Annotated in this window: 12 protein-coding genes; 9 read left to right on the top strand and 3 right to left on the bottom strand. The window is 67.5% G+C overall.

Annotated features, from left to right (window positions below):
• The first annotated feature begins 117 nt into the window (after positions 1-117).
• From HOV77_RS31995 to HOV77_RS31960, 8 genes are all read left to right on the top strand, one after another.
• Positions 118-1,314, top strand: a complete 1,197-nt coding sequence (locus HOV77_RS31995; protein WP_290869226.1) for an ROK family transcriptional regulator — start codon at positions 118-120, stop codon at positions 1,312-1,314.
• Entirely contained in the window at positions 1,311-2,192 is an 882-nt protein-coding gene (locus HOV77_RS31990) for a sugar ABC transporter permease (protein ID WP_290869223.1), read from the top strand. The genes HOV77_RS31995 and HOV77_RS31990 overlap by 4 nt, the downstream gene beginning before the upstream one ends.
• Complete coding sequence (locus HOV77_RS31985; protein WP_290869220.1) at positions 2,185-2,997, top strand: carbohydrate ABC transporter permease; 813 nt, start codon at positions 2,185-2,187, stop codon at positions 2,995-2,997. The genes HOV77_RS31990 and HOV77_RS31985 overlap by 8 nt, the downstream gene beginning before the upstream one ends.
• Before the next feature lie 44 nt (positions 2,998-3,041).
• Positions 3,042-4,322, top strand: coding sequence for a sugar ABC transporter substrate-binding protein (locus HOV77_RS31980; protein ID WP_290869217.1), 1,281 nt, complete (start codon positions 3,042-3,044; stop codon positions 4,320-4,322).
• Between the two features lie 65 nt (positions 4,323-4,387).
• Positions 4,388-5,449 (top strand): glycoside hydrolase family 15 protein, encoded by a 1,062-nt coding sequence (locus HOV77_RS31975; RefSeq protein WP_290869214.1) that lies wholly within the window; start codon positions 4,388-4,390, stop codon positions 5,447-5,449.
• Entirely contained in the window at positions 5,446-7,638 is a 2,193-nt protein-coding gene (locus tag HOV77_RS31970) for a TIM-barrel domain-containing protein (protein WP_290869211.1), read from the top strand. Before HOV77_RS31975 ends, HOV77_RS31970 begins: the two co-directional genes overlap by 4 nt.
• Before the next feature lie 50 nt (positions 7,639-7,688).
• Positions 7,689-7,958 (top strand): hypothetical protein, encoded by a 270-nt coding sequence (locus tag HOV77_RS31965; protein WP_290869208.1) that lies wholly within the window; start codon positions 7,689-7,691, stop codon positions 7,956-7,958.
• 3 nt (positions 7,959-7,961) lie between these two features.
• Positions 7,962-8,720, top strand: coding sequence for a hypothetical protein (locus HOV77_RS31960; RefSeq protein WP_290869205.1), 759 nt, complete (start codon positions 7,962-7,964; stop codon positions 8,718-8,720).
• Here the strand turns inward: HOV77_RS31960 and lysS are convergent.
• The 3 genes from lysS to HOV77_RS31945 all read right to left on the bottom strand — a co-directional run bounded on the left by lysS (position 8,717) and on the right by HOV77_RS31945 (position 11,600).
• Entirely contained in the window at positions 8,717-10,432 is a 1,716-nt protein-coding gene (gene lysS / locus HOV77_RS31955) for a lysine--tRNA ligase (RefSeq protein ID WP_290869202.1), read from the bottom strand. The two genes, HOV77_RS31960 and lysS, sit on opposite strands and share 4 nt — an antisense overlap.
• 94 nt (positions 10,433-10,526) lie before the next feature.
• Positions 10,527-10,979 carry a hypothetical protein gene (locus tag HOV77_RS31950; RefSeq protein ID WP_290869200.1) on the bottom strand — a complete coding sequence of 151 codons (453 nt, stop codon included), beginning with the start codon at positions 10,977-10,979 and terminating at the stop codon, positions 10,527-10,529.
• A gap of 174 nt (positions 10,980-11,153) precedes the next feature.
• Positions 11,154-11,600: a MarR family winged helix-turn-helix transcriptional regulator gene (locus tag HOV77_RS31945; RefSeq protein ID WP_290869197.1), complete on the bottom strand. Its 447-nt coding sequence runs from the start codon at positions 11,598-11,600 to the stop codon at positions 11,154-11,156.
• Positions 11,601-11,784: 184 nt separating this feature from the next.
• Between HOV77_RS31945 and HOV77_RS31940 the strand changes: the two genes are divergently transcribed.
• Positions 11,785-21,495, top strand: a 9,711-nt coding sequence (locus tag HOV77_RS31940) for a LamG-like jellyroll fold domain-containing protein (protein WP_290869194.1), incomplete at its 3' end; no start/stop codon positions are given.

The raw sequence follows: 21,495 nt of genomic DNA, 5'->3' as shown, positions 1-21,495 counted from the left end.
GCGCGGCGCGAGAGAGCGCGGGAGAGAGCACGGCGCGGGACCGGGGGTTGACGAGCGAGGAGAAGCGCGGCTACGTTAATTCAGCGACGAAACATAGTCTCGGAAGGAAGTGCTCGAATGGTCTCCGCGACCTCCGGCCCCCGGCTGCGGGATGTCAACCGGACGGCGATTCTGGCGCTGGTCGGCAGGCATGGGCCCATCTCACGGGCGGACATCGCCCGGCGGCTCGGGCTCAGTCCGCCGACGGTGACGGCCGTGACGCGGTCGTTCATCGAGGCCGGAGTGCTGCACAAGGTCGACGACGACGCCTCGCGCGGCGGCCGGCCGGGTGAGTTGCTCGCCGTGGCTGGATCGGCGGCGTCGGCGATCGGCGTCAAGGTCGCGGCCGGGCACGTCACCGGTGTGCACGCGGATCTGGACGGGACGGTGCTCGACACGTTCTCCGCGCCGGTCGACGCGCTCAAGGCCAATCCGTTCGACGCCCTCGCCGAGCTGCTGACCCCGCGTATTCCTCAAGGCGACCAGCCGACGTTCTTGGGGGTCGGGGTGGGCATTCCCGGCTTCGTGGACACCGGCACCGGGCTGGTGCAGGCGCAACTGCTCGGGTGGAAGCGCATGCCGCTGGCCGACTACCTGTCGCAGCTGGTCGGCGTACCGGTGTTGGTGGACAACGACGTCAACACGCTGGCCGCCTATGAGCACCTGTACGGGTTGGGCCGTCCCTACGAGGACTTCCTCACGGTCACCCTGGGCCGGGGCGTCGGCGCGGCGGTGTTCTCCGGCGGCGACCTCCGACGCGGTGGGCATGGCGCGGCCGGGGAGCTGGGCCACCTGCCCGTCGATCCGGAGAACGGGCTGCCCTGCCACTGCGGACGGCGGGGCTGCTTGGAGACGTACCTCTCCGACGAGGCTTTGATGAAGCAGGCCGGCACGAAGACTCCCGAGGAGCTCAAGAAGCGGGCCGACCAAGGGGACAAGGAGGCCCAGCAGGTGTACGCCGAGGCCGGCAGGCGGCTCGGGCTGGCCGTCGCCGGATTGTCGGTCGTCCTCGACCCGCAGGCGATCCTCGTCAGCGGCGAGGGCAGCCGAGCGTGGCCCCACCTGGCGGTCGGCTTCGAGCCTGCCTTCACCAACGGCGTGTTCCCCGGATTCGCCGACCGGATCTCGGTGCATGTCGATCCCTGGGATGACGCGAAATGGGCACTGGGAGCAGCTGCCCTCGTTCTGCGTACCCCTTTCACTTTCAACGCGGACCCCCAGGCTGACGCGGTGCGATCGCGGCTCGCGGCCTTCTCTCTGGAGGCCGGAGCGTGAGCGCGCAACGGCGCTGGAGGAACGCGGGCGTCGCGGCGATCTTCCTCGCGCCGAGCCTGGTCACGCTGCTGGCGTTCTGGATCGGGCCGATGATCGGCACGGTCTGGGTGAGCTTCCAGGACTGGAACCTGATCGGCGTGCCGAGCTTCGTCGGCCTTGACAATTACGCGGAGCTGGCCAAGGACGCCGATTTCCACGCCGCGTTGCTGCACACACTGCTCTACCTCGCGGGCTATCTGCCGCTCGTGCTGATCCTGGGGTTGGCAGTGGCGTTGCTGCTCAACGCGAAGCTGCCCGCGATGACGCTCTACCGCGCGATGTTCTTCCTGCCCGTGGTGAGCAGCTGGGTCGCCATCTCGCTGTTGTGGAAGTGGCTGCTCAACCCGGCGGGTGGGCTCGTCGACAAGGCGCTGGGCCTGGTCGGCATCGACGGGCCGGGCTGGTGGACCGATCCGACCTGGGCGATGCCGTCGGTCGTCCTGGCCTCGGTCTGGAAGGACGTCGGATTCGTCGCGGTCATCCTGCTCGCGGGACTTCAGGCGATCCCGAAGGACCTGCTGGAGGCGGCGGACCTCGACGGCGCATCGGCGTGGCGGCGGCTGCGCAGCATCACGCTGCCGCTGCTCAGCCCGTCCCTTTTCTTCGTCACGGTGATCAGCTTGATCAACGGCTTCCAGGTCTTCGACCAGGTCTGGGTGATGACCGGCGGCGGGCCGGGCGGCGCGAGCAGCGTCGTGGTCGAGCAGATCGTCCGGTACGCCTTCAGCTACGGCCGGGTCGGCTACGCCTCCGCGATGAGCATCGTGCTGTTCGCGATCATCCTGGTCGTCACGGTGGCGCAGCTGAGGTTGCAGCGGCGGTGGGTGCAGTATGACTAGGAAGATCCTGCGATACGCGCTGCTCACCTTGGGTGCGGTGGCGATGATCGGGCCGTTCCTGTGGATGCTGGCCACCTCGTTGACCGGTGACGCGCAGATGAGCAATGCCGATGCTGCCCTGTTGCCGGACCCGGTCACCACCGACCCGTACGCACGACTGGCGAGCGCGTTCCCGTTCTGGCGGTTCGCCGCGAACAGCCTCGGGGTGGCGATCGTGTCGACCCTGCTGCAATTGTTCACGAGCGCGACGGCGGCGTACGCCTTCAGCCGGTTGCGGTTCAAGGGAAGCAACGCCCTGTTCGTGCTGTACCTGGCCACGATGATGATCCCGATGCAGGTGATCATCGTGCCGCTGTTCATCGAGATGCGCTCGCTCGGCCTCGTCGACACGTACGCCGGACTGCTGCTCCCCACCGCGGTGTCGAGCTTCGGAGTCTTCATGCTCCGGCAGGCCTTCATGGCGTTGCCGAAGGAGTTGGACGAAGCGGCCTATGTGGACGGAGCCGGTCCGTTCCGGGTGTTCTGGCGGGTCCTGCTGCCGCTGGTGGGCCCGGCGCTGGCGACGTTCGCCGTATTCGCCTTCATGGCCAGCTGGAACGCCTTCCTCTGGCCGCTCGTGATCGCGCAGACCGAGGCGCACACCACGCTGCCCGTCGGCCTGTCGCTACTGCTCGGCCGCTACGGCCCGGCCTGGAACGTGGTCATGGCCGGGTCCACGGCGAGCATCCTGCCCATCCTCGTGCTCTACGTCTTCGCCCAGCGCTACGTGGTCCGGGGCATCGCCTTCACCGGCATGAAGGGCTGAGACAGCAAGTCCAGTAATACCGTCCCTCACCAGTTGGAGATTCGATGAGAACTACCCGACGCCTCCTGGCGGCGGCCGCCGCGGCAGTGACCGTGGCCGGTCTGCTCGCCGCCTGCGGGGGTGGCGACTCCGGCACGTCCACGGAGTCCGCTACCGGAAAGATCACCTACTTCACCTTCTCCGCCGCGCCGGACCACCTGAAGGAACTGGACGCGCTCAAGGCGGAGTTCGAGAAGCAGAACCCGGGCATCACGGTGGAGGTCCAGACGGCCGCGTACGCCGACTACTTCACCAAGTTGCAGACCTCGATCGCCGGGGGCAACGCGCCCGACACGTTCGAGCTGAACTACGAGAACTTCGTGACGTACGCCAAGGCCGGTGCGCTCATGGGGCTGGACGACGTCGCGAAGGCCGACTCGGATTACAAAGCCGACCGCGTGTATCCCAAGGCGCTGCAAGCCTTCCAGCTCAAGGGCAAGCAGTACGGCATGCCCTCGACCTTCTCCGACGTCGTGCTCTTCTACAACTCCAAGCTGTTCGACGCGGCCGGGGTGGCGTACCCGACGGCGTCGTGGACCTGGGACGACGAGAAGGCGGCGGCCGAGAAGCTGACCGACAAGGCCAAGGGCGTCTACGGCGACTACCAGCCGGTGACGTTCTACGAGTTCTACAAGGCGCTCGCCCAGAACGGCGGCTCGTTCCTGTCCGAGGACGGCAAGAAGGCGACCTTCAACGACGCCAAGGGCCTGGAGGCCGCGCAGTGGCTGCTCGGCAAGCCGGGCACGGTCCAGCCGACGGTCGCCGAGATCGGCGGCAAGGCGGACTACGACACCGCGTTGTTCAAGTCGGGCAAGCTCGCCATGTGGCACAGCGGCATCTGGATGTTCAGCTCGCTGGCCGACGCGAAGGACCTCGGCTATGACATCGTCGTCGAACCCGGTAAGGCGCAGAAGGCCAGTGCGGTCTTCTTCAACGCCACCGCCGTGTCCGCCAAGACGAAGAAGGGCACCGCCGCCTGGAAGTGGGCCCGGTTCCTCAGCACTTCGGACACGACCGTCCAGACGCGGCTCGCCTCCAGCTGGGAACTGCCGGCCGTCAACGACCAGACCGCCTTCGACAGCTACCTCAAGCAGACGCCGCCGGCCAACCGGCAGGCCGTCTTCGACTCGCTGAACGCCGTCGCGCTGCCCCCGGTCATCGGCGACCAGCAGGCGCAGATGCAGGACCTGGTCACCAAGGCCCTGGAGAAGGCCGCGTCGGGCCAGGCGACCGCGCAGCAGGCGCTGGACGAGGCTGCCGCTGCAGTCACCGCGCTGATCAAGTAACACCTCAGGGGCTCGGCCGAGGTGAAGTCGGCCGAGCCCGCCCTAGCTTAACGAGGAGCAACACCGTGCAGACCGCTGTCGGGGCGAGCGTCGAGCTCATCGCCCGCCACCAGCACACCGGCGGGGCGTACCCGGCCAGTCCGACCTATCCCGTCTACGGCTACTGCTGGCTGCGCGACGGCTCGTTCATCGCCGAAGCGATGAGCCGCGCTGGGCGTACCGAGAGCGCGGACGCGTTCCACGGCTGGTGCGCTCGGGTGATCACGGCCCGCGCCGGGCACGTCGCCGAGCTGGTCGAGGCGGCTCGCCGCGGCGAGGAGATCGATCCCCGGCGGATGCTCCCGACTCGCTACACATTGGACGGCGGCGACGGCGACGAACCCTGGTGGGACTATCAGCTCGACGGCTACGGCACCTGGCTGTGGGCGCTGGTGGAACACGCGCGGCGGCACGACGTCGACCTCGCTCCCTACCGCGACGCCGTCGAGACCACTGTGGACTATCTGGCGACGTTCGGCGCGGACGCCTGCTACGACTGGTGGGAGGAGCACGCCGAGCACCGGCACGTCTCCACTCTCGGCTCGGTCGCGGCCGGGCTGGCCGCCGTGCTCAGCACCGATCTGCTCGCCGACCGCAAGGCCGCGGAGGAGATGCTCGCGCGGCTGCGCGAGCTGATCGCCGGTCCGGGCACCGTCGACGGGTCACTGGTCAAGTGGCTCGGCTCCAGCGCGGTGGACGGCAGCCTGCTCGCCTGCCTCACCCCGTTCGGGCTGGTCACGCCGGAGATCGCCGAAGGCACCTACCAACGGGTACGCACAGAGCTGCGTCGCACCGGGGTCTACCGATACCTCGGCGACACCTTCTACGGCGGCGGGGAGTGGCTGATCCTGACCGCCTGGCTCGGCTGGTACGAGGCGCGTACCGGGCGGACCGAGCTCGCCCGGGAACGGCTGGCCTGGGTGGCCGCCCAGGCGACGGCCGAGGGCTGGCTGCCGGAGCAGGTCAGCGGCGACACCCAGGACCCGGCGTACATCGCCGAGTGGACGGCCAAATGGGGTCCGGTGGCGACGCCGCTGCTCTGGTCGCACGCGCTGCACATCATCCTCGCGCTGGAGCTGGACTCATGACCCTTTCGCATCGTCCCTTCGGGACCGAACATCCCTATCGCTACGACCTCGATCAGCGGGTGCCCGCGCGTCCGGTCGTGGGAGAGACCTTCGAGATCCGGGTGCTGGCCGAGCCATCGGTGTCGACTGTGGACGTATTCTTCGCCGACGGTTCCCGGATTGCGGCCGAACCGGTCGATCCGGCGTCGGTGACCTGCGACTTCGGGGCGCAGTCGGCGCCACCCGCCGGCGCGGCCGGTCACCTGACCGAGGCGGCCAGCGCTGTTCCCGACACCGGCGGCCTGGTTCTGTGGCTCGCGACTGCGGTGGCCGACAGGGATACCTCCTACGTCGTGGACGGTGGCGGTACGCGGCTCGGCCCGTTCGCAGTGGTCCCAGTGTCGTGGCAGTCTTCTGGAGGCACCCTGGAGGCCTCGGGCTCGGCGTCTACTGTGGAAGACGTCGAGTGGCTCGCGGGGTCGCAGGGGGCGCACCGGGTTCGCTTCGCGCTCAGGCTGTCGGAAGGCGAGCATGTCGTCGGCTTCGGTGAGCGCTACCACGCGCTCGACCAACGCGGCGAGGTCCTCGACGCCACCGTCTTCGAGCAGTACAAACGCCAGGGTCACCGGACCTATCTGCCGATGCCGTTCGCGATCGTCACCGGGGGAGCAGCCGGCGACTGGGGCTTCCACGTCCAGACCACCCGCCGCACCTGGTACGACGTCGGGGCCACCGATCCGGGACGGCTCCTCGTCGAGGCCGAGATCGATCCGGTCGACCCCGTCCTCCGACTGCGCCTCTACCAGGGCGAACCCGGCTCGATCGTGCGGGACTTCCTCGCGGAGACCGGCGTACCGCCGCAGCCACCGGAGTGGATCTTCCGCCCGTGGATGAGCGGCAACGAGTGGAACACGCAGGAGCGCGTGCTCACCGAAGTACGCCGAAGCCTGGCCGAGCAGATCCCGGTGGGCGCGATCGTCATCGAGGCCTGGAGCGACGAGGCGACCTTCGTGGCGTTCCGCGACGCCTCCTACGAACCGCACGCCGACGGCGCTCCGCATCGGCTGAGCGACTTCACCTTCCCGGCCGACGGAGCTTGGCCGGACCCGAAGGCGATGGTGGACGAACTGCACGACGCGGGCGTCAAAGTCCTGCTCTGGCAGATCCCGCTGGTGCCGACCGACCGCGGCGACCTGACCGGGTCGAAGTCGGCCGCCGAGCAGGTCGCCGCCGACGCGGCCACCATGATCGACCGCGAGTACGCGATCAAGGAAGCCGACGGCAGCCCACACCACAACCGCGGCTGGTGGTTCCCCGGTGCCCTGCTGCCGGACTGGACCAATCCGGAGGCCCGGCGCTGGTGGCTCGACAAGCGTCGCTACCTGCTCGAAGACCTCGGCATCGACGGGTTCAAGACCGACGGCGGCGAGCACGCCTGGGGCCACGATCTCCGGTACTTCGACGGCAGCCGGGGCGACGCCGGCAACAACCTCTTCGCCGTCCGGTACGCCGAGGCGTACCACCACTTGATGCGCGAGACCGGAACGGACGGCGTGACCTTCAGCCGCGCGGGTTTCACCGGCGCGGCCGCCTTCCCGGCACACTGGGCGGGCGACGAGAACTCGACCTGGGAGGCGTTCCGGGCGTCCATCACGGCCGGTCTGACCGCGGGCGTGGGCGGAATCTTCTTCTGGGGCTGGGACCTGGCCGGATTCTCCGGCGACATCCCGGACGCGGAGCTGTACCTGCGATCGGCGGCGGCGGCCTGCTTCGCGCCGATCATGCAGTACCACTCGGAGTTCAACCACCACCGCGAACCCTCGGTGGACCGTACGCCGTGGAACATCGCCTCCCGCACGGGTTCTGCCGACGTCGTCGAGGTCTACCGGCGGTTCGCGCAGCTCCGTGAGGAACTGGTGCCGTACCTCGCCGCTCAGGCCGCGCGCTCGATCGAGACCGGCCGGCCGCTGATGCGCCCGCTGTTCTTCGACCACCCCGGCGACCCCGAGATCTGGAACTGGCCGCAGCAATGGCAGCTCGGCGACGACCTCCTGGTCGCCCCGGTGACCGCGCCCGGCGCCACCGAATGGCAGGTCTACCTACCGGCCGGCGAATGGATCGACTACTTCACCGGCGTACGCCACACCGGGCCGGCCGTGGTGACGCGGGAGGTGCCGGTCGACGAGATCCCCGTCTATCGCCGCGCCTGATCCCGCGGTACCCTGGTACCCGATGGTACCTGGGTACCGAGGAGGTTTCGATGTCGGCAGCCGTCAAGCGACCAGCTCCGCTGAAAGTCGATCCCGAGATCGACGAACTGATCTCGCAGGGTGCGCACTTTCTCGGCCTCACGAAGAAGGACCTGGTCGCAGAGGCTGTGCGGGAGTACATAACGGCTCGGCGGGACGAGATTCGCGGCAAGATCAGCGAGGCGATGCGGTTGCTGGACGGCACGACCGCCGCTCGGGTCGCGATGGTGAGCGGCGTGTCGCCCGAAGACATCGAACGGCTCGGCGGAATCCGGGAGTGACCCATGATCCCCCCGCGGCCGACCCTCCGATGCCTTGAGGAGGATCTGAAGGTACCCATCCCGGCGATCGACGACCCGCTCGACGAGATCGACCACCCGATCATCCGCAAGGCTGTGGAGCAGTTCGGCGAACGCGAGAGCAGACATGAGCGCATTCGGTCGATTGACGATCAGGTCTTGTTCAAGGTCAAAGTGCAACGCTGGCGCGGCGCGGTGTGGGTCGAGCCGGAGCTGCCTTGGCTGATCGCCGCCGGATGGCGCGAATCAGGCAGCGCAGACGACTTCTACGCTGCGCTGGCGGCGGACGGCCAGAGCGCGCGTGCACACTACAACGCTGCGCACAAGCGGGCGCTCACCACCGACACGTACATCATGGACTTTCTGCCGCAGCGCGACGATCGTCTCAGGTTGCAAGCTGAGGCGGGCCTCCGGTTTGTGCGCGTATTGGAGAGCCTGATCCCACGGCTGCTTCGTGAGTCTCTTCAGGACGGTCGCGAGCACCGTGTGGAACTCGACTCATTCGGCCTAGGCATTCAGGTGCGCGCTGACCACGGCCACGAAACCTATGTGGCGATCCGTATCACGGGCTCGGTGCCCGGGAATGTCACCTTGGTGATCCTTGACATCGTTCCCGGGTGCGATCGGTCGGGCTGGTTTCCGGAGGCAACCCTGCCGGACCGGCCGCTCGCAGGCAACGAGCAGGCCCGGTCCAACATCATGGATCCCACGGCGGCGGCGCGCCTTCTAGAAAGCGAGAGTTAGCCGCCGAGCAGGGTGCGTACGCGCTTGGCGCCGACCGCCAGCAGCAGGGTGGGCAGCCGGGGACCCGTCTCGCGGCTGACGAGCAGCCGGTAGAGCAGGGCGAAGAACGTCCGCTGAGCGACCTTGAGTTCTGGGGTCGGCTTGACGTCCATCGGGAGGCCGAGCAGCTGCTTCGGTACGCCGTACACCAGAGTGGTGAGCCCTTCGAGCGACCAGTTGTCCTCGAGACCGGCCACGAGCAGGCGCAGCGACTCGCGCTGGGCGTCGTCCAGCGAGTCGAGCAGCTCGACGTCCGGCTCCTCCCGGACGATGGTGCGCTCCTCCGGCGTGAGCTGCGTGTTCACCCAGTGGTCGGCGCAGTCCAGCCGGGGCCGGGCCTCGTCGAGCGAGCCGATCGGGTTCGCCGGGTCGAGGTCCCGCAGGATGCGCAGGGTCTGCTCGTCGTGGCCGGTGGTGACGTCGACGATCGAGGCCAGCGTCCGGTAGGTGAACGGGCGCGGGGTCAGCGGCAGCTCGCCGGCGCTGACCGTGCGGACGGCTCGGTCGTAGGCCAGGCTGTCGGCCGGAGTGGCGGACCCGTCGGCCACCTTGCGCGACGTCGCGTCCCACTCGTCGTAGAGGCGGTGGATCTCCTGGTCGAAGGCGACCGTGAAGGACTGATTCGGGCGGCGGCGGGCGTACAGCCAGCGCAGGACCGGGGCCTCCATGATCTGCAGCGCGTCGGCCGCCGTCGGGACCCCGCCCTTGGAGCTGCTCATCTTGGCCATGCCGGAGATGCCGACGAAGGCGTACATCGGGCCGATCGGCGGGTCGGCGTCGAAGACCTCCCGGACGAGCTGCGTACCCACGACGAAGGAGGAGCCGGGGGAGGAGTGGTCGACGCCGGACGGCTCGAACTCCACGCCCTCGTACGCCCACCGCATCGGCCAGTCGACCTTCCAGACCAGCTTGCCGCCGTTGTACTCGGACAGCAGGACGGTCTCGCCGTGGCCGCACTGGCAGGTGTAGGTCAGCTCGGTGGTGTCGTCGTCGTACGCCGTAACCGTGGTGAGGTCGCGGCCGCAGACCGAGCAGTAGGGCTTGTAGGGGAAGTAGCCCGCGGCGGTGCCGCCGTCTTCCTCGCTGGCGGCTCCGGAACCCTCGGCCTGCTCGCGCTCGTTCTCGTCGGCCGAGTCGTCGAGCGAGTCGACCGCCGCCTTCTTCTTCGTCCGGTATCGGCCCAGGACGGAGTCGATCTTCTCCCGCTCTCGCATGGCCAGCAGGATCTGCTCCCGGTACGCCCCGGAGGTGTACATCTCGGTCTGGCTGATCTCGCGTACCTCGATGCCCAGCTCGGCGAGGGCAGCCCGCATCGGGGCCTTGTAGTGCTCCGCCCACGACGCGTACGCGCTGCCCGGCGGGGCTGGGACGGCGGACAGCGGCTTGCCGATGTGCTCGTTCCAGGCTTCGTCGACGCCGTGCGGGACCTTGCGCAGCCGGTCGAAGTCGTCCCACGACAAGACGTGTACGCAGTCGTGCCCCCGGCGGCGGATCTCATCGGCGACCAGGTGCGGCGTCATGACCTCGCGCAGGTTGCCGAGGTGCACCGGGCCGGACGGGCTGAGCCCGGACGCGCAGACGATCGGCTTCTGGGAGCCACGCTTCTCATGCGCGGCGATCACCTCGTCGGCGAAACGGGACACCCAGTCGGCTTCGATCGTGCTCTGCGTCATTCGTCCGGTCCTTCTCCCACGTCAGTGCGGTCCGGTCCATTCTTCCTGATCGGCAGCGCGGCCCGCACACGGGTTAGTGTGCGGGCCGCCACTGTCAGATCGCGGCGCGCAGCTGATCCGCCCGCTGTGTCACCTCAGCCAGGACGCGACGGGCGGTGGCCAGCTCGGCGGGGTCGAGATCGCCGAACACCTGCCGGGTGGCCGGACTGGTCAGCTCGGTCAGCCGGGTCAGGACCCGCTTGCCGGCGTCGGTGATCCGGGCCGGTCCGGCCGCCCGGGCGGTGCCCTCAGCCAGTCCGGCCTCCTCGAGCCCGGCCAGCAGATCTGCTGCCCCCAGCGGAGTGAGGTCGAGCTGTCGTTGGCTGACGAGGAAGTCGTGCAGTACGCCCGGATCCTCATACGGGCCGCGTACGGCGAGGACTCGCAGGGTGATGAATTCGTTGGCGGTGGCGTCGGTCCCGGCGAGCATCGTGTCGAGCAGCGCGCGGAGAGCGCCCTGAGCCTCGGCGATGTCCTGGCCGGTCAGCGTCGGGATGGACTGCGTCATGATCACTCCTGTCTGGTGCGCCGCCTCAAGATCAGCACCGGATCACGGATCCGGGTCGAATCACGGCGCAAGATTCGACCGAGAACTCTGATCCAGCGCCGGAGGTGATCCAGCGCCGGAGGTGATCCAGCGCCGGAGGTGATCCAGCGCCCGGACAGGTCGCGGCGGCGCGGGTTACGTGGCAGGCCCTCCGAGGAGAGCCCGGAGGGTGCGGATGAGTTCCCGGTTGCGCTCGGAGCCCGAACCGCCGATCGGCGCGGTGAGCTCGTCCTGGAGCGCGTGCACGATCTTCACCGCTGCCAGGAAGGACTCCGTGCCTTGGCTGGTCAGGCCGAGCTGCCGGGCGCGGGTGTCGGCCGGGTGCGCATTCCGAGTGACCAGGCCGGCGGCCTCCAGACTGCGGATCAGCTTGGAGACGTAGATCGGTTCGAGCCCGGCCGCGTCGGCGAGCTGACGCTGGCTGGGCTGCTGCCCGGCGCGGGTCAACACGTAGAGCGAGCCGAGCAGGGCGTACTGCGCGTGGGTGAGACCCAGCGGCGCGATCGCGCGGTCCACTGCCGTCCGCCACCTGGTGGTGACCTGCCAGAGGAGTCGCCCGGTCGCGGTGTCGTCGTACGCCATGCCGATACGGTACATGGCAACTATATCCATGGCAACTAAATGCCTCGGGACTCCCGAATGGTTAATCGATCACGTTGATCGCGACCGTCGACGTGAAGCTGTTACATCGACCTATTGCTAAATGGAAAGGTTTACAGCACACTCGCAGACACCTCCACTGGAGTGCCGTCGAGAGGAGTCCACGATGGACCGTCCTGGCCGCCGCCGCGTACTTGCGGGATTCCTTCTCACAGCGGTGATGCTGCTGGTCACAGCCACTCCGCAACCGGCGACGATCTTCGGTCCGGTGGACCTGAAAGTGAGCTGGTTGTGGTCCTGGCTGGCCGCGCCGTCGGCCTTCGCGGGAGGTAAGCCGATCGGTCCCGCGCAGGAGAGTGGATCGGCGGCGGGGAAGGGCCACTACGTCGGGTACGCCGACACGAAGGCATCAGGCGGGGCGGGCCGGGCTCCGGACAAGGCGCCCGCCGAACGCCAGGACGGCAAGACGCAACGGCTGACGACGCCGGGCGTACAGGGTTTCGCGCCTGGGAAGAGCACGCGGAAGGCCGACGGGTCCACGGCCGGCTCGGATCTGTTCGCCAACCCGGACGGCAGCTACACCCGGGAGGTGTCCCAGGGTGCGATCAACTACCGGGACGCCAAGGGCGCCTGGCAGAGGATCGATCCGCAGGTGACGTCGGCCGGGGATCGGCTGGGGCAGCGGGCGAATCAGCTGGGGTTGCAGTTCGCCCGGCGGGGCGATGACAAAAGCTTGGTCTCCGCATCGTTCGACGGCGTCGGGTTCGGCTACTCATTGCGCGGGGCGGCTGCCGTTCCGGCGCAGGCCGGGGCGTACGCGGTCACGTATGCCGGGGTGCTGCCCGGGACGGACCTCGTTGTGGAGTCCCGCCAAAGCGGTGTCAAGGAGTCGATCGTTCTGCGGGAACGGGGCACCACGACGGAGTGGGTGTTCCCGCTCAAGCTCGACGGGCTGACACCGAGCCTGGACGACAGCGGCGGCGTCGTCCTCGCCGACGACAAGGGCACCGTCAAGGGCCGTATTCCCCCGGGGTTCATGCACGACTCGAAGTTCGACCAGGCGAGCGGCGAGTTCACCAGTTCCAACGCGGTGAAGTACGCCCTGGTCGAGGTGGATGGCGGGATCGGCCTGCGAGTCAGCGTCGACCAGGCCTGGCTGAACGCGCCCGAGCGGGTCTATCCGGTGACGATCGACCCGACGACGGAGTTCGCGACGACCGGCGACACCTACGTGTACTACGGAACCGACACCGATCATTCCGGCGAGGACGACCTGGCCATCGGCACCTGGGACGGCGGTACGCACCGCGGCAAGGCCCTGATGCACTTCACCGATTTCGCCGCCACCTTCGCCGGGCTGCGGATCACCTCGGCGAGTCTCAAGCTGTTCCTGACTTGGCAGGGAAGTTGTTCGGCGCAGCCGTTCACGGTGCACCCGATCACCACCTCGTGGGAGGTCGACACCGCTCGCTACGGCAGCGTGAACTACACCGGTCCCACCTTCGGTTCCCAGATCGGTACCGCCACCCCGACGAACTACTCGCAGGCGTGCGCCAACACCGGCAGCGACCGGACGGTCGGCTCCTGGGTGAGTGTGCCGTTGACGAAGGCGACGTTGGACGGGTGGTTGAGCGGGACGCTGGCGAACAATGGTTTGGGGTTGGATGCGTCGCAGACGGCGACGACGGATTTCAAGCGGTTCACGTCGCGGAATGGTCCGTCGGGGGCGGTGTGTGACAGTCATACGTGTGCGCCGTATCTGTCGGTGACGTATACGCCGAATGTTGCGCCGCAGATCGATTCGCAGTATCCGCCGCGGGATTATCAGGCGACGTCGTTGACGCCGGAGTTGCTGGCGCGGGGTCATGACCCGGATGTGTGGCCGAAGGCGGCGGTTCAGTACAACTACAAGGTCAATGATGCGTCGGGTGCTTTGGTGGCGACGTCGGGGTGGACGAGTTCGTCGAGCTGGACGGTGCCGGCGGGCAAGTTGCAGTGGTCGAAGACCTATTACTGGTGGGTGGTGTCGTACGACGGGTGGGCGACGAGTCCGGATCCGTTGAATGTGGCGTATTACTTCCCGTTGTCGACGCCACCGCCGCAGCCTTTGGTGACGTCGGGGTTGTCGCAGGATGCCGGTGGGCGTGGGTTCGAGCCGAGCGCGGGCAACTATACGACGGAGGCGATGGACGCCCAGGTTGCGACGGTGGGTCCGGCGTTGGCGGTGCAGCGGTCGTACAACAGTCGTGATCCGCGTACCGGGTTGGCGTTCGGCGCGGGCTGGTCCACGGTGGTCGATGCCAATGTGACCGAGCGGATGGCCAGCGCCAACGGCAAGACTGCGGTGATCACGTATCCGACGGGTACGGAGGTGGCGTTCGGGCGGAACGCGGATGGGTCGTTCAATCCGCCGTCGGGCCGGTATGCGGTGTTCACCACGGTGACGGGTGGTTATTCGCTGGTCGACAAGGACGGCACGACCTATTTGTTCACGCGTCTGGTGGCGGGTACGCCCGGCACGGATGGTGTGTATGCGATCACGTCGATCAAGGATGCGGCCGGGCGGACGCTGGCGCTGGCGTACAACGCGGCGGGTCAGGTCGAGACGATGACGTCGGCGTCGGGTCGGGCGCTGCATTTGACGTGGTCGACGCCGGCGGGGGCGGGCAAGGCCCACGTCGCCACGGTCTACACCGACCCGGCCACAGCCGGGGACTCCAGCACCGTTTCGACCTGGTCGTATGCGTACAGCGGGGATCAGTTGACGAGGGTGTGCCCGCCGACGGATTACGCGCATTGCACGACGTATGAGTATGGGACGGGGTCGCAGTATCCGACGGCGTTGCTGGATGCGGGTCCGCACTCGTATTGGCGGTTGTCGGAAGGCGCGGGTGCGGTCAAGGCGGCTAGTGATGTCCTGGACAACGGGGGCACGGACGCGGCGACCTACGCCAACGTGGCGTTGGGTCAGGCGGGTCCGTTGCCGGGGTCGGCGGCGACGGCTGCCGGGTTCAACGGCACCTCCTCCTACGTGGAGGTGCCGGGCAAGCTGGTCAGTGCGGCGAGTTACCAGTCGGTGAGCATGTGGTTCAAGACGACTACCCCCGACGCGGTGCTGTTCTCCTATCAGAAGGATCCGATCACCGGCGGCACGACGGCGGGTAACTACACCCCGGGTATTTATATCGGTAGTAGTGGCCGGTTGCGGGCGGCGTTTTGGACCAACGACGTCAGTGCGGGGATCGTGTCGGCGAACCCGGTGACCGACGGGGCGTGGCATCATCTGGTGCTGGCCGGGGCCGGCAACACCCAAACCTTGTACCTCGACGGGCAGCTGGTGGGTTCCCGCAGTGGCCTGATCACGTTGATCGACGCGTACAGCGCGACGCATGAGTATGTGGGTGCGGGGTTCTTGGGTGGGGCGTGGCCGGATCAGTCACATCAGTCGGGCACGTCCAGTCAGGGGTTCGCGAACTATTTCACCGGGTCGATCTCGGATGTGGCGTTGTTCGACCGGACGTTGACGGCTGCGGATGTGGCGGGTTTGCGGGGGGCGGCTTCGGTGGCGGCGCATCCGTTGACGAAGATCGTGCGCCCGTCGGGGGCGACGGCGGCGCAGATCTCCTATGACCCGGTGAGCGGGGTCGTGACGCAGGTGGTCGATGAGCACAACGGCACGTGGAAGATCAGCTCGTCGACGGTGGCCGGGTCGTCGCAGGTGTATGCGGCGTCGGTGTTGTCCGGTGGCCCGGCTGATTATCTGCGGATGAACGAGACCGGTGTGTCGGAGGCGGTCAACGAGGTCAACGGCGGGACCGGGACGTACAGCACGGTGACGTTGGGTTCGCCGGGCCCGTTCGCGGACGCGACGGCGGGCAGGTTCGACGGCACGTCTTCCTATGTGGAGCTACCGGCGACCGACATCCCGACCACTGGCCCGAACTCCATCTCGATGTGGTTCAGCATGCCCTCGGGGTCCACCAAGGGCGGCGTGCTCTACGCGTACCAAAGCATGCCTATGAATGGCGATCTGAGCGTGAGTGGCTATTGGACCCCGGCGCTGTATGTAGGTGTGGACGGCAAGCTGCGCGGGGGATTCTGGACCGGAAGCGCCGCGAACGTCTTGACCACGACGGCCTCGGTCGCCGACGGTAAATGGCACCACGTGGCGCTGTCGGCGACAAGTACCAGCCAGTCTCTCTACCTGGACGGGACGCTCGTCGGCACCCGCAACGCGGCGCTGGCGGCGACCACAGCGACCTACGCCTACCTGGGCGCGGGCAAGTGGTCGGCGAGCTGGGCCGGAAACGACGGGGACAACGCGGGCTACTTCCCGGGATCGATCGGCGAGTTCGCCTTCTACAAGACGAGCCTGACCGCCGCGCAGGTCGCGGATCAGGTCGCGGCGAGCAAGAACGCCTCGGCGAGCGCGGCGGGTGCGGCGCTGGCGAAGAAGATCGTCGTGACCGACCCGATGAACGCCACCACGACGTACTTGTATGACGTTGACAACGGCAACCGTCAGGTGGCCGAGATCTGGACCGACGGTACGCAGGAACGGCAGACCACATACGGCTACAAGGACGGCTATCTGCGTACGGTGACCGATCCGAACGGCAACGTCACCACCAGTGAGTACGACGCCCGAGGCAACACCATCTCGGAGCAGACCTGCCAGGACCGGTCGGCCGGGAAGTGTTCGACCGTCTACTACTCGTACTACCTGAATACCGCGTCACCAGGGGATCTGCGCAACGATCAGATCACCGAGATCAGGGACGGGCGGTCGGCCAGCGCGACGGACAACACGTATCTGACGAAGTTCGAGTACGACGCGCTGGGCAACAAGACGAAGACGACCGACGCGTTGGGCCGCATTGCCAAGACCGAGTACACCGACGGTACGACGATCGCGGCAGCCGACGTCGGGTTCGCCCCGGCCGGACTGCCGTGGCGTACGACGTCGCCGGGTGGTCAGGTGCAGACGACCACGTACTTCGCCAACGGTGACGTGGCACAGGTGACCGACCCCGCCGGGCTGGTGACGAAACTCGCCTATGACGGCCAAGGTCGGGTGGTCACCAAGACCGAGATCTCCGACGGCTATCCGAACGGTGTCGTGACACAGGTCGTCTACGACAAGCTCGGCCGGATTACTCGGCAGACCGATCCGGCGACGACCAACCGGGTGACGGGCGCTGTGCATACCCCGGTCACGACGACGGTCTACAACTTCGACGGGCAGATCACCCAGCAGACCGTCAGCGACGCGACCGGCGGGGACGCCGCGCGTACGTTGCAGAACAGCTATGACGCGTTGGGGCATATTGCGACGGCGACGGACGCCAGTGGCAAGGTGTCGACGTTCTCCTACGACCTCTACGGGAACATGACGCGGGAGGTCGACGAGACCGGGGTGGAGACGCGGTACGCGTACGACGCGAACGGGCATCTGCTGACCTCCACGCTCATCGGGTACACCGGTGATCCGAACAATCCGATCACGGCGCGGGATCTGGTGACCGAGTCGCGGGCGTACGACCCGGCGGGCCGGTTGGCGTCGATCACCGATGCGATGGGGTTCGTGACGGCGTTCACCTACACCGACAACAACCTCCAGGTTGCGGTGATCAAGAAGAACGCCGACGGCAGCCAGTCGTATGTCGCCGAGCAGACCGAGTACGACGCGGCCGGCAACGTGATCCGGGAGCTGAGTAACAACAACGTCACCGAGACCAAGTACACGGTGGACGCGGTGGGCCGGGTCACCGGTGAGACGCTCGACCCCAACGGGGTGGCTCGCAAGACCAGCTACACCTACAACAACGACGACCTCGTCACCGCCAAGTACTTCTCGGACAACACCGGCTATGTCACCGGCGTGGGCAGCACGTTCGACACCGCCGGCCGGGTGACCTCCGACTGGGCGCGTACGCTCGGCGCGGGCAAGCCCGACGGCTGGTGGCGGCTGAACCCGTCGTCCGGCACCGAGGTCGTGGACAACTCTGGCGGCGACAACACGGCGACCGCCACAAGCGGCGTGACCTGGTCCGGTGGCGCGGGCGTGTTCAACGGAACCACCGGCTGGGCGACCACGCCCGGGCCGGTGCTCAACACGACGCAGAGCTTCAGCGTCTCGGCTTGGGTGAAGCTGGCGGTCAACACCGCCGGACAGACCGCGGTGTCGCAGGACGCGTCGGTGAACTCCGGGTTCAACCTCCAGTACCTCAAGGGCCCGAACCGCTGGTCGTTCACCCGGAACCTGACGGACACCACCTCGCCGACCTCGGCGACGGCGCAGTCCACCGCCGCACCCACGTTGAACACGTGGACGCATCTGGTGGGCGTCTACAACTCGGCCAACGGCCAGATGACGTTGTACGCCAACGGAACCGCGCAAGGCACGGCGACCGACACGACACCCATCGCCTCGAACGGGCCGCTCGTCATCGGCCGCTCCAAGTACAACGGGGCGCAAGAGGCGCCGTTCAACGGCTCGATCGGCAACGTGCAGGTCTACCAGCGGGCGCTGAGCGCTGCCGAAGTGTCCACGTTGTACGGCAACGGCCAGTCCGGACGGCCGATCGGCGACGCGTACAACACGACGAACTACACCTATGACCAGCGCGGCTTGAAGCTCTCGGAGACCGATCCGCTCGGCAACACCGAGTACTACGAATACGACGAGTCCGACAACCTCGTCGCCACGACGAGCGCTGCCGTCATGGCCGAGACCAACGGCGGTACGCCGGTCAGCTCGCGGCCGGTCACCACCACCGGTTACGACACTTTCGGCGACGAGGTCGAACTGCGGGACCCGGACGGCAACGTCACCGTCATCACCCGGGACGCCTCGGGCCGGCCGACCTCGACGAAGCTGCCGTCTTACACACCGCCCGGCGGTACGCCCATCACCGCGACGGTCTCGAAGACCTTCAACGGCTCGGGCGACGTCACCTCCACCACCGATCCCTTCGGCAAGGTCACTACCTACGAGTATGACCAGCAGGGCCGGCTGTCCAAGGCGACCGAACCCAACGGCGCGGTGACCACGTATGCGTACGACCTGAACGACGAGCTGCTGCGGATGGTCAACCCGCTGGGTGCGTACGCCGAGTCCACCTACGACTATCTCGGCCGCCAGGTCTCCGAGTCGGTGTTCGAGCGGTCCACGTCGAGTGCGTACACGACGAGCTACACCTTCAACAGCGGTGGCTTCGTGCAGAAGGTGACCCGGCCGTCCGGCTCCTACGTCACCTACACCACGAACTCGGTGGGTGACACGACAGCGGAGACGGACGCGGCCGGAAACGCAACCCAGTACAAGTACGACCACCTCGGTCGGCAGGTCGCCGTGACCGCCCCGGACGGGTCGAAGCGTACGGCGGTCTACGACGAGCCGGGCAACAACATCACTGCGAAGGCGTACGCGACGAACGGGTCGCTGATCTCGAAGATCTCAGCGGCTTATGACGGCAACGGCAATCAGGTGAGCACGACCGACGCGCTCGGGCATACGACGACGTTTGCGTATGACGCGACGGGGATGGTGACCGGGGAGACGCAGCCGATCTCGGCCACGGCGTCGATCACCACCTCGTTCGGGTATGACGTGGAGGGCCACCGGACCCGGTACACCGACGGGCGGGGCAACAAGCATCTGTCGACGTACAACTCGTGGGGGTTGCTGGAGTCGCAGATCGAGCCGGCGACATCGGCGAACCCGAACGACCGCACGTGGACGATCTCCTACGACGCGGCGGGGCGGGCGGTGAAGCAGACCCAGCCCGGTGGGGTGGTGGTCGCCAACACCTACGACACCGTCGGCAACCTCACCGCCCAGACCGGGTCGGGGGCGGAGGTCGCCACGGCCGACCGCACGTTCGGCTACGACCTGGCCGGGCAGTTGACGTCGATGAAGGCCGGGTCTGGGACGGACACGTTCGCCTACAACGACCGCGGGTTCCTGACCACCGCATCCGGTCCGTCGGGGGCGTCGAGCTTCACCTACAACGGTGACGGGTTGGTGTCCGGGCGTACGGACGCCTCCGGAACCAGCACGTACTCGTATGACACGGTGGATCGGCTGTCGGGGGTGACCGACGCTGCGACTGGACAGAGCGTGGCGTACACCTATGACGGGTTGTCGCGGGTGACCAAGCAGACCTACGGCAGCGGTGACTCGCGGAACTTCGGGTATGACAGTGCCAGCCGGTTGGCGTCGGACACGTTGAAGACCTCCGCCGGGGCAACGGTCGCCTCGATCGTCTACGGGTATGACCTGGACGGGCGGGAGACGTCGAAGACCACGACCGGATTCGCCGGGTCGGCGGCGCACACCTACAGCTATGACTGGGCCGGTCGGCTGACGTCGTGGAACAACGGCGCCACGACCACCACGTACGCGTATGACGCGTCGGGCAACCGCACGCAGCTCGGCGCGAAGGCGATGGTCTACGACGAACGCGACCAGCTCGTCGGGGACGGGTCGACGACCTACACCTACACCGCCCGGGGCACGTTGAAGTCGACGGTCACCGGGTCGACCACCCAAACCCTGGCCAGTGACGCCTACGGGCAGCAGACCGCGATCGGCGGGCAGGCGTACACCTACGACAGTCTCGGCCGGGTGCTGACCGCCGGGACCACCAGCCTGTCCTATTCGGGGTTGGCCAACGATGTGGCCGGCGACGGGACGGCCACCTACAGCCGGGACCCCGACGGTGACGTCCTCGGCGTCAAACCCACCTCTGGCACCGGGGTGTTCGCCTGGGCCGATCTGCACACCGACCTGGTCGGGCAGTTCACCGCGACCGGGGCGGCGCTGGCCGGATCGTCGACGTACGACCCGTTCGGGACGGTCACCGCGACCGCGGGCAAGGTCGGCAACCTGGGTTATCAGTCGGAGTGGACCGACAGTGTCGCCAACCGGGTGAACATGCACGCACGCTGGTACAACCCGGCGACCGGCCAGTTCGACAACCGCGACACCGTCGACAACGACCCGGTCCCGGACTCCATCGACGCCAACCACTACCAGTACGGCGACGGCAACCCGCTGCAGACCATCGACACGACCGGGCACTGGGGCTGGAACCCGTTCAAGGCGGTCAAGAAGGCCGTAAAGAAGGTCGTGCACAAGGTCACCCACTCGACCGCCTGGAGCTACGCCTCCTACTACGCGCGATCCACCTGGCACGCGGCGACGCACGTCGCGAAGAAGGTCGTGCACCACGTCAAGAAGGCGGTGCACAAGATCCGCAAGGCCGTCCACCGGGTGACGCGGGCGATCAAACATGTCGTCCACCGGGCGGTCCATTACGTCAAGAAGAAGTACAAGAAGGCCGTCAACTGGGTCAAACACACGTATCACCGGGTCAAGCACTACGTGGCGAAGACCTACAACCACATCAAACAGAAGGTCAAGAACGCCTACCACCGGATCAAGCAGGCCGGCTCGCGGATCGTCGCCAAGGTCACCAAGACCGTCAAAGCGGCGGCCAACAAGGTCAAGGACGCCTATCACGCAACCGCGAAATGGGTGAAGGAACATAAGGACACGCTGATCCAGATCGGCGCGATCGTCGCGGGGGTGGCGGCGGGCATCGCCTGCACCGCGGTCACCGCCGGGGCCGGAGCCGCCGCCTGTGCCATCGGGGCGGCCGCGCTGATCAACCTCGGCAAGGACGCCGCCCAAGGCAACATCCACGGCTTCAAGGACGCTCTCGGGTCGCTGGGCCAAGGCGCTCTTCAAGGCGGCATCGGGGTCGTCACCGGCGGCGTCGGCGGTCTGGTCGCGGGCAAGGTGGCCGGAGCGATGGGCGGCTTCGCGGCGAAGGTCGGCGGGCGCATGATCGCCGGGTTCGCCGGTGGAGCG

The organism is Hamadaea sp., from assembly GCF_013362815.1.
In the GTDB taxonomy this organism is placed as follows: domain Bacteria; phylum Actinomycetota; class Actinomycetes; order Mycobacteriales; family Micromonosporaceae; genus Hamadaea.
The sequence above is the reverse complement of the archived record's forward strand: the minus strand, read 5'-3'. Positions and strand labels throughout refer to the sequence as shown.

What these genes read in the sequence shown, in the direction of transcription:
- HOV77_RS31995 (WP_290869226.1), top strand. Translation starts at nt 118, where the DNA reads ATGGTCTCCGCGACCTCCGGCCCCCGGCTGCGGGATGTCAACCGGACG.
- HOV77_RS31985 (WP_290869220.1), top strand. Translation starts at nt 2,185, where the DNA reads ATGACTAGGAAGATCCTGCGATACGCGCTGCTCACCTTGGGTGCGGTG.
- HOV77_RS31980 (WP_290869217.1), top strand. Translation starts at nt 3,042, where the DNA reads ATGAGAACTACCCGACGCCTCCTGGCGGCGGCCGCCGCGGCAGTGACC.
- HOV77_RS31970 (WP_290869211.1), top strand. Translation starts at nt 5,446, where the DNA reads ATGACCCTTTCGCATCGTCCCTTCGGGACCGAACATCCCTATCGCTAC.
- HOV77_RS31965 (WP_290869208.1), top strand. Translation starts at nt 7,689, where the DNA reads ATGTCGGCAGCCGTCAAGCGACCAGCTCCGCTGAAAGTCGATCCCGAG.
- HOV77_RS31960 (WP_290869205.1), top strand. Translation starts at nt 7,962, where the DNA reads ATGATCCCCCCGCGGCCGACCCTCCGATGCCTTGAGGAGGATCTGAAG.
- lysS (WP_290869202.1), bottom strand. Translation starts at nt 10,432, where the DNA reads ATGACGCAGAGCACGATCGAAGCCGACTGGGTGTCCCGTTTCGCCGAC.
- HOV77_RS31950 (WP_290869200.1), bottom strand. Translation starts at nt 10,979, where the DNA reads ATGACGCAGTCCATCCCGACGCTGACCGGCCAGGACATCGCCGAGGCT.
- HOV77_RS31945 (WP_290869197.1), bottom strand. Translation starts at nt 11,600, where the DNA reads ATGGCGTACGACGACACCGCGACCGGGCGACTCCTCTGGCAGGTCACC.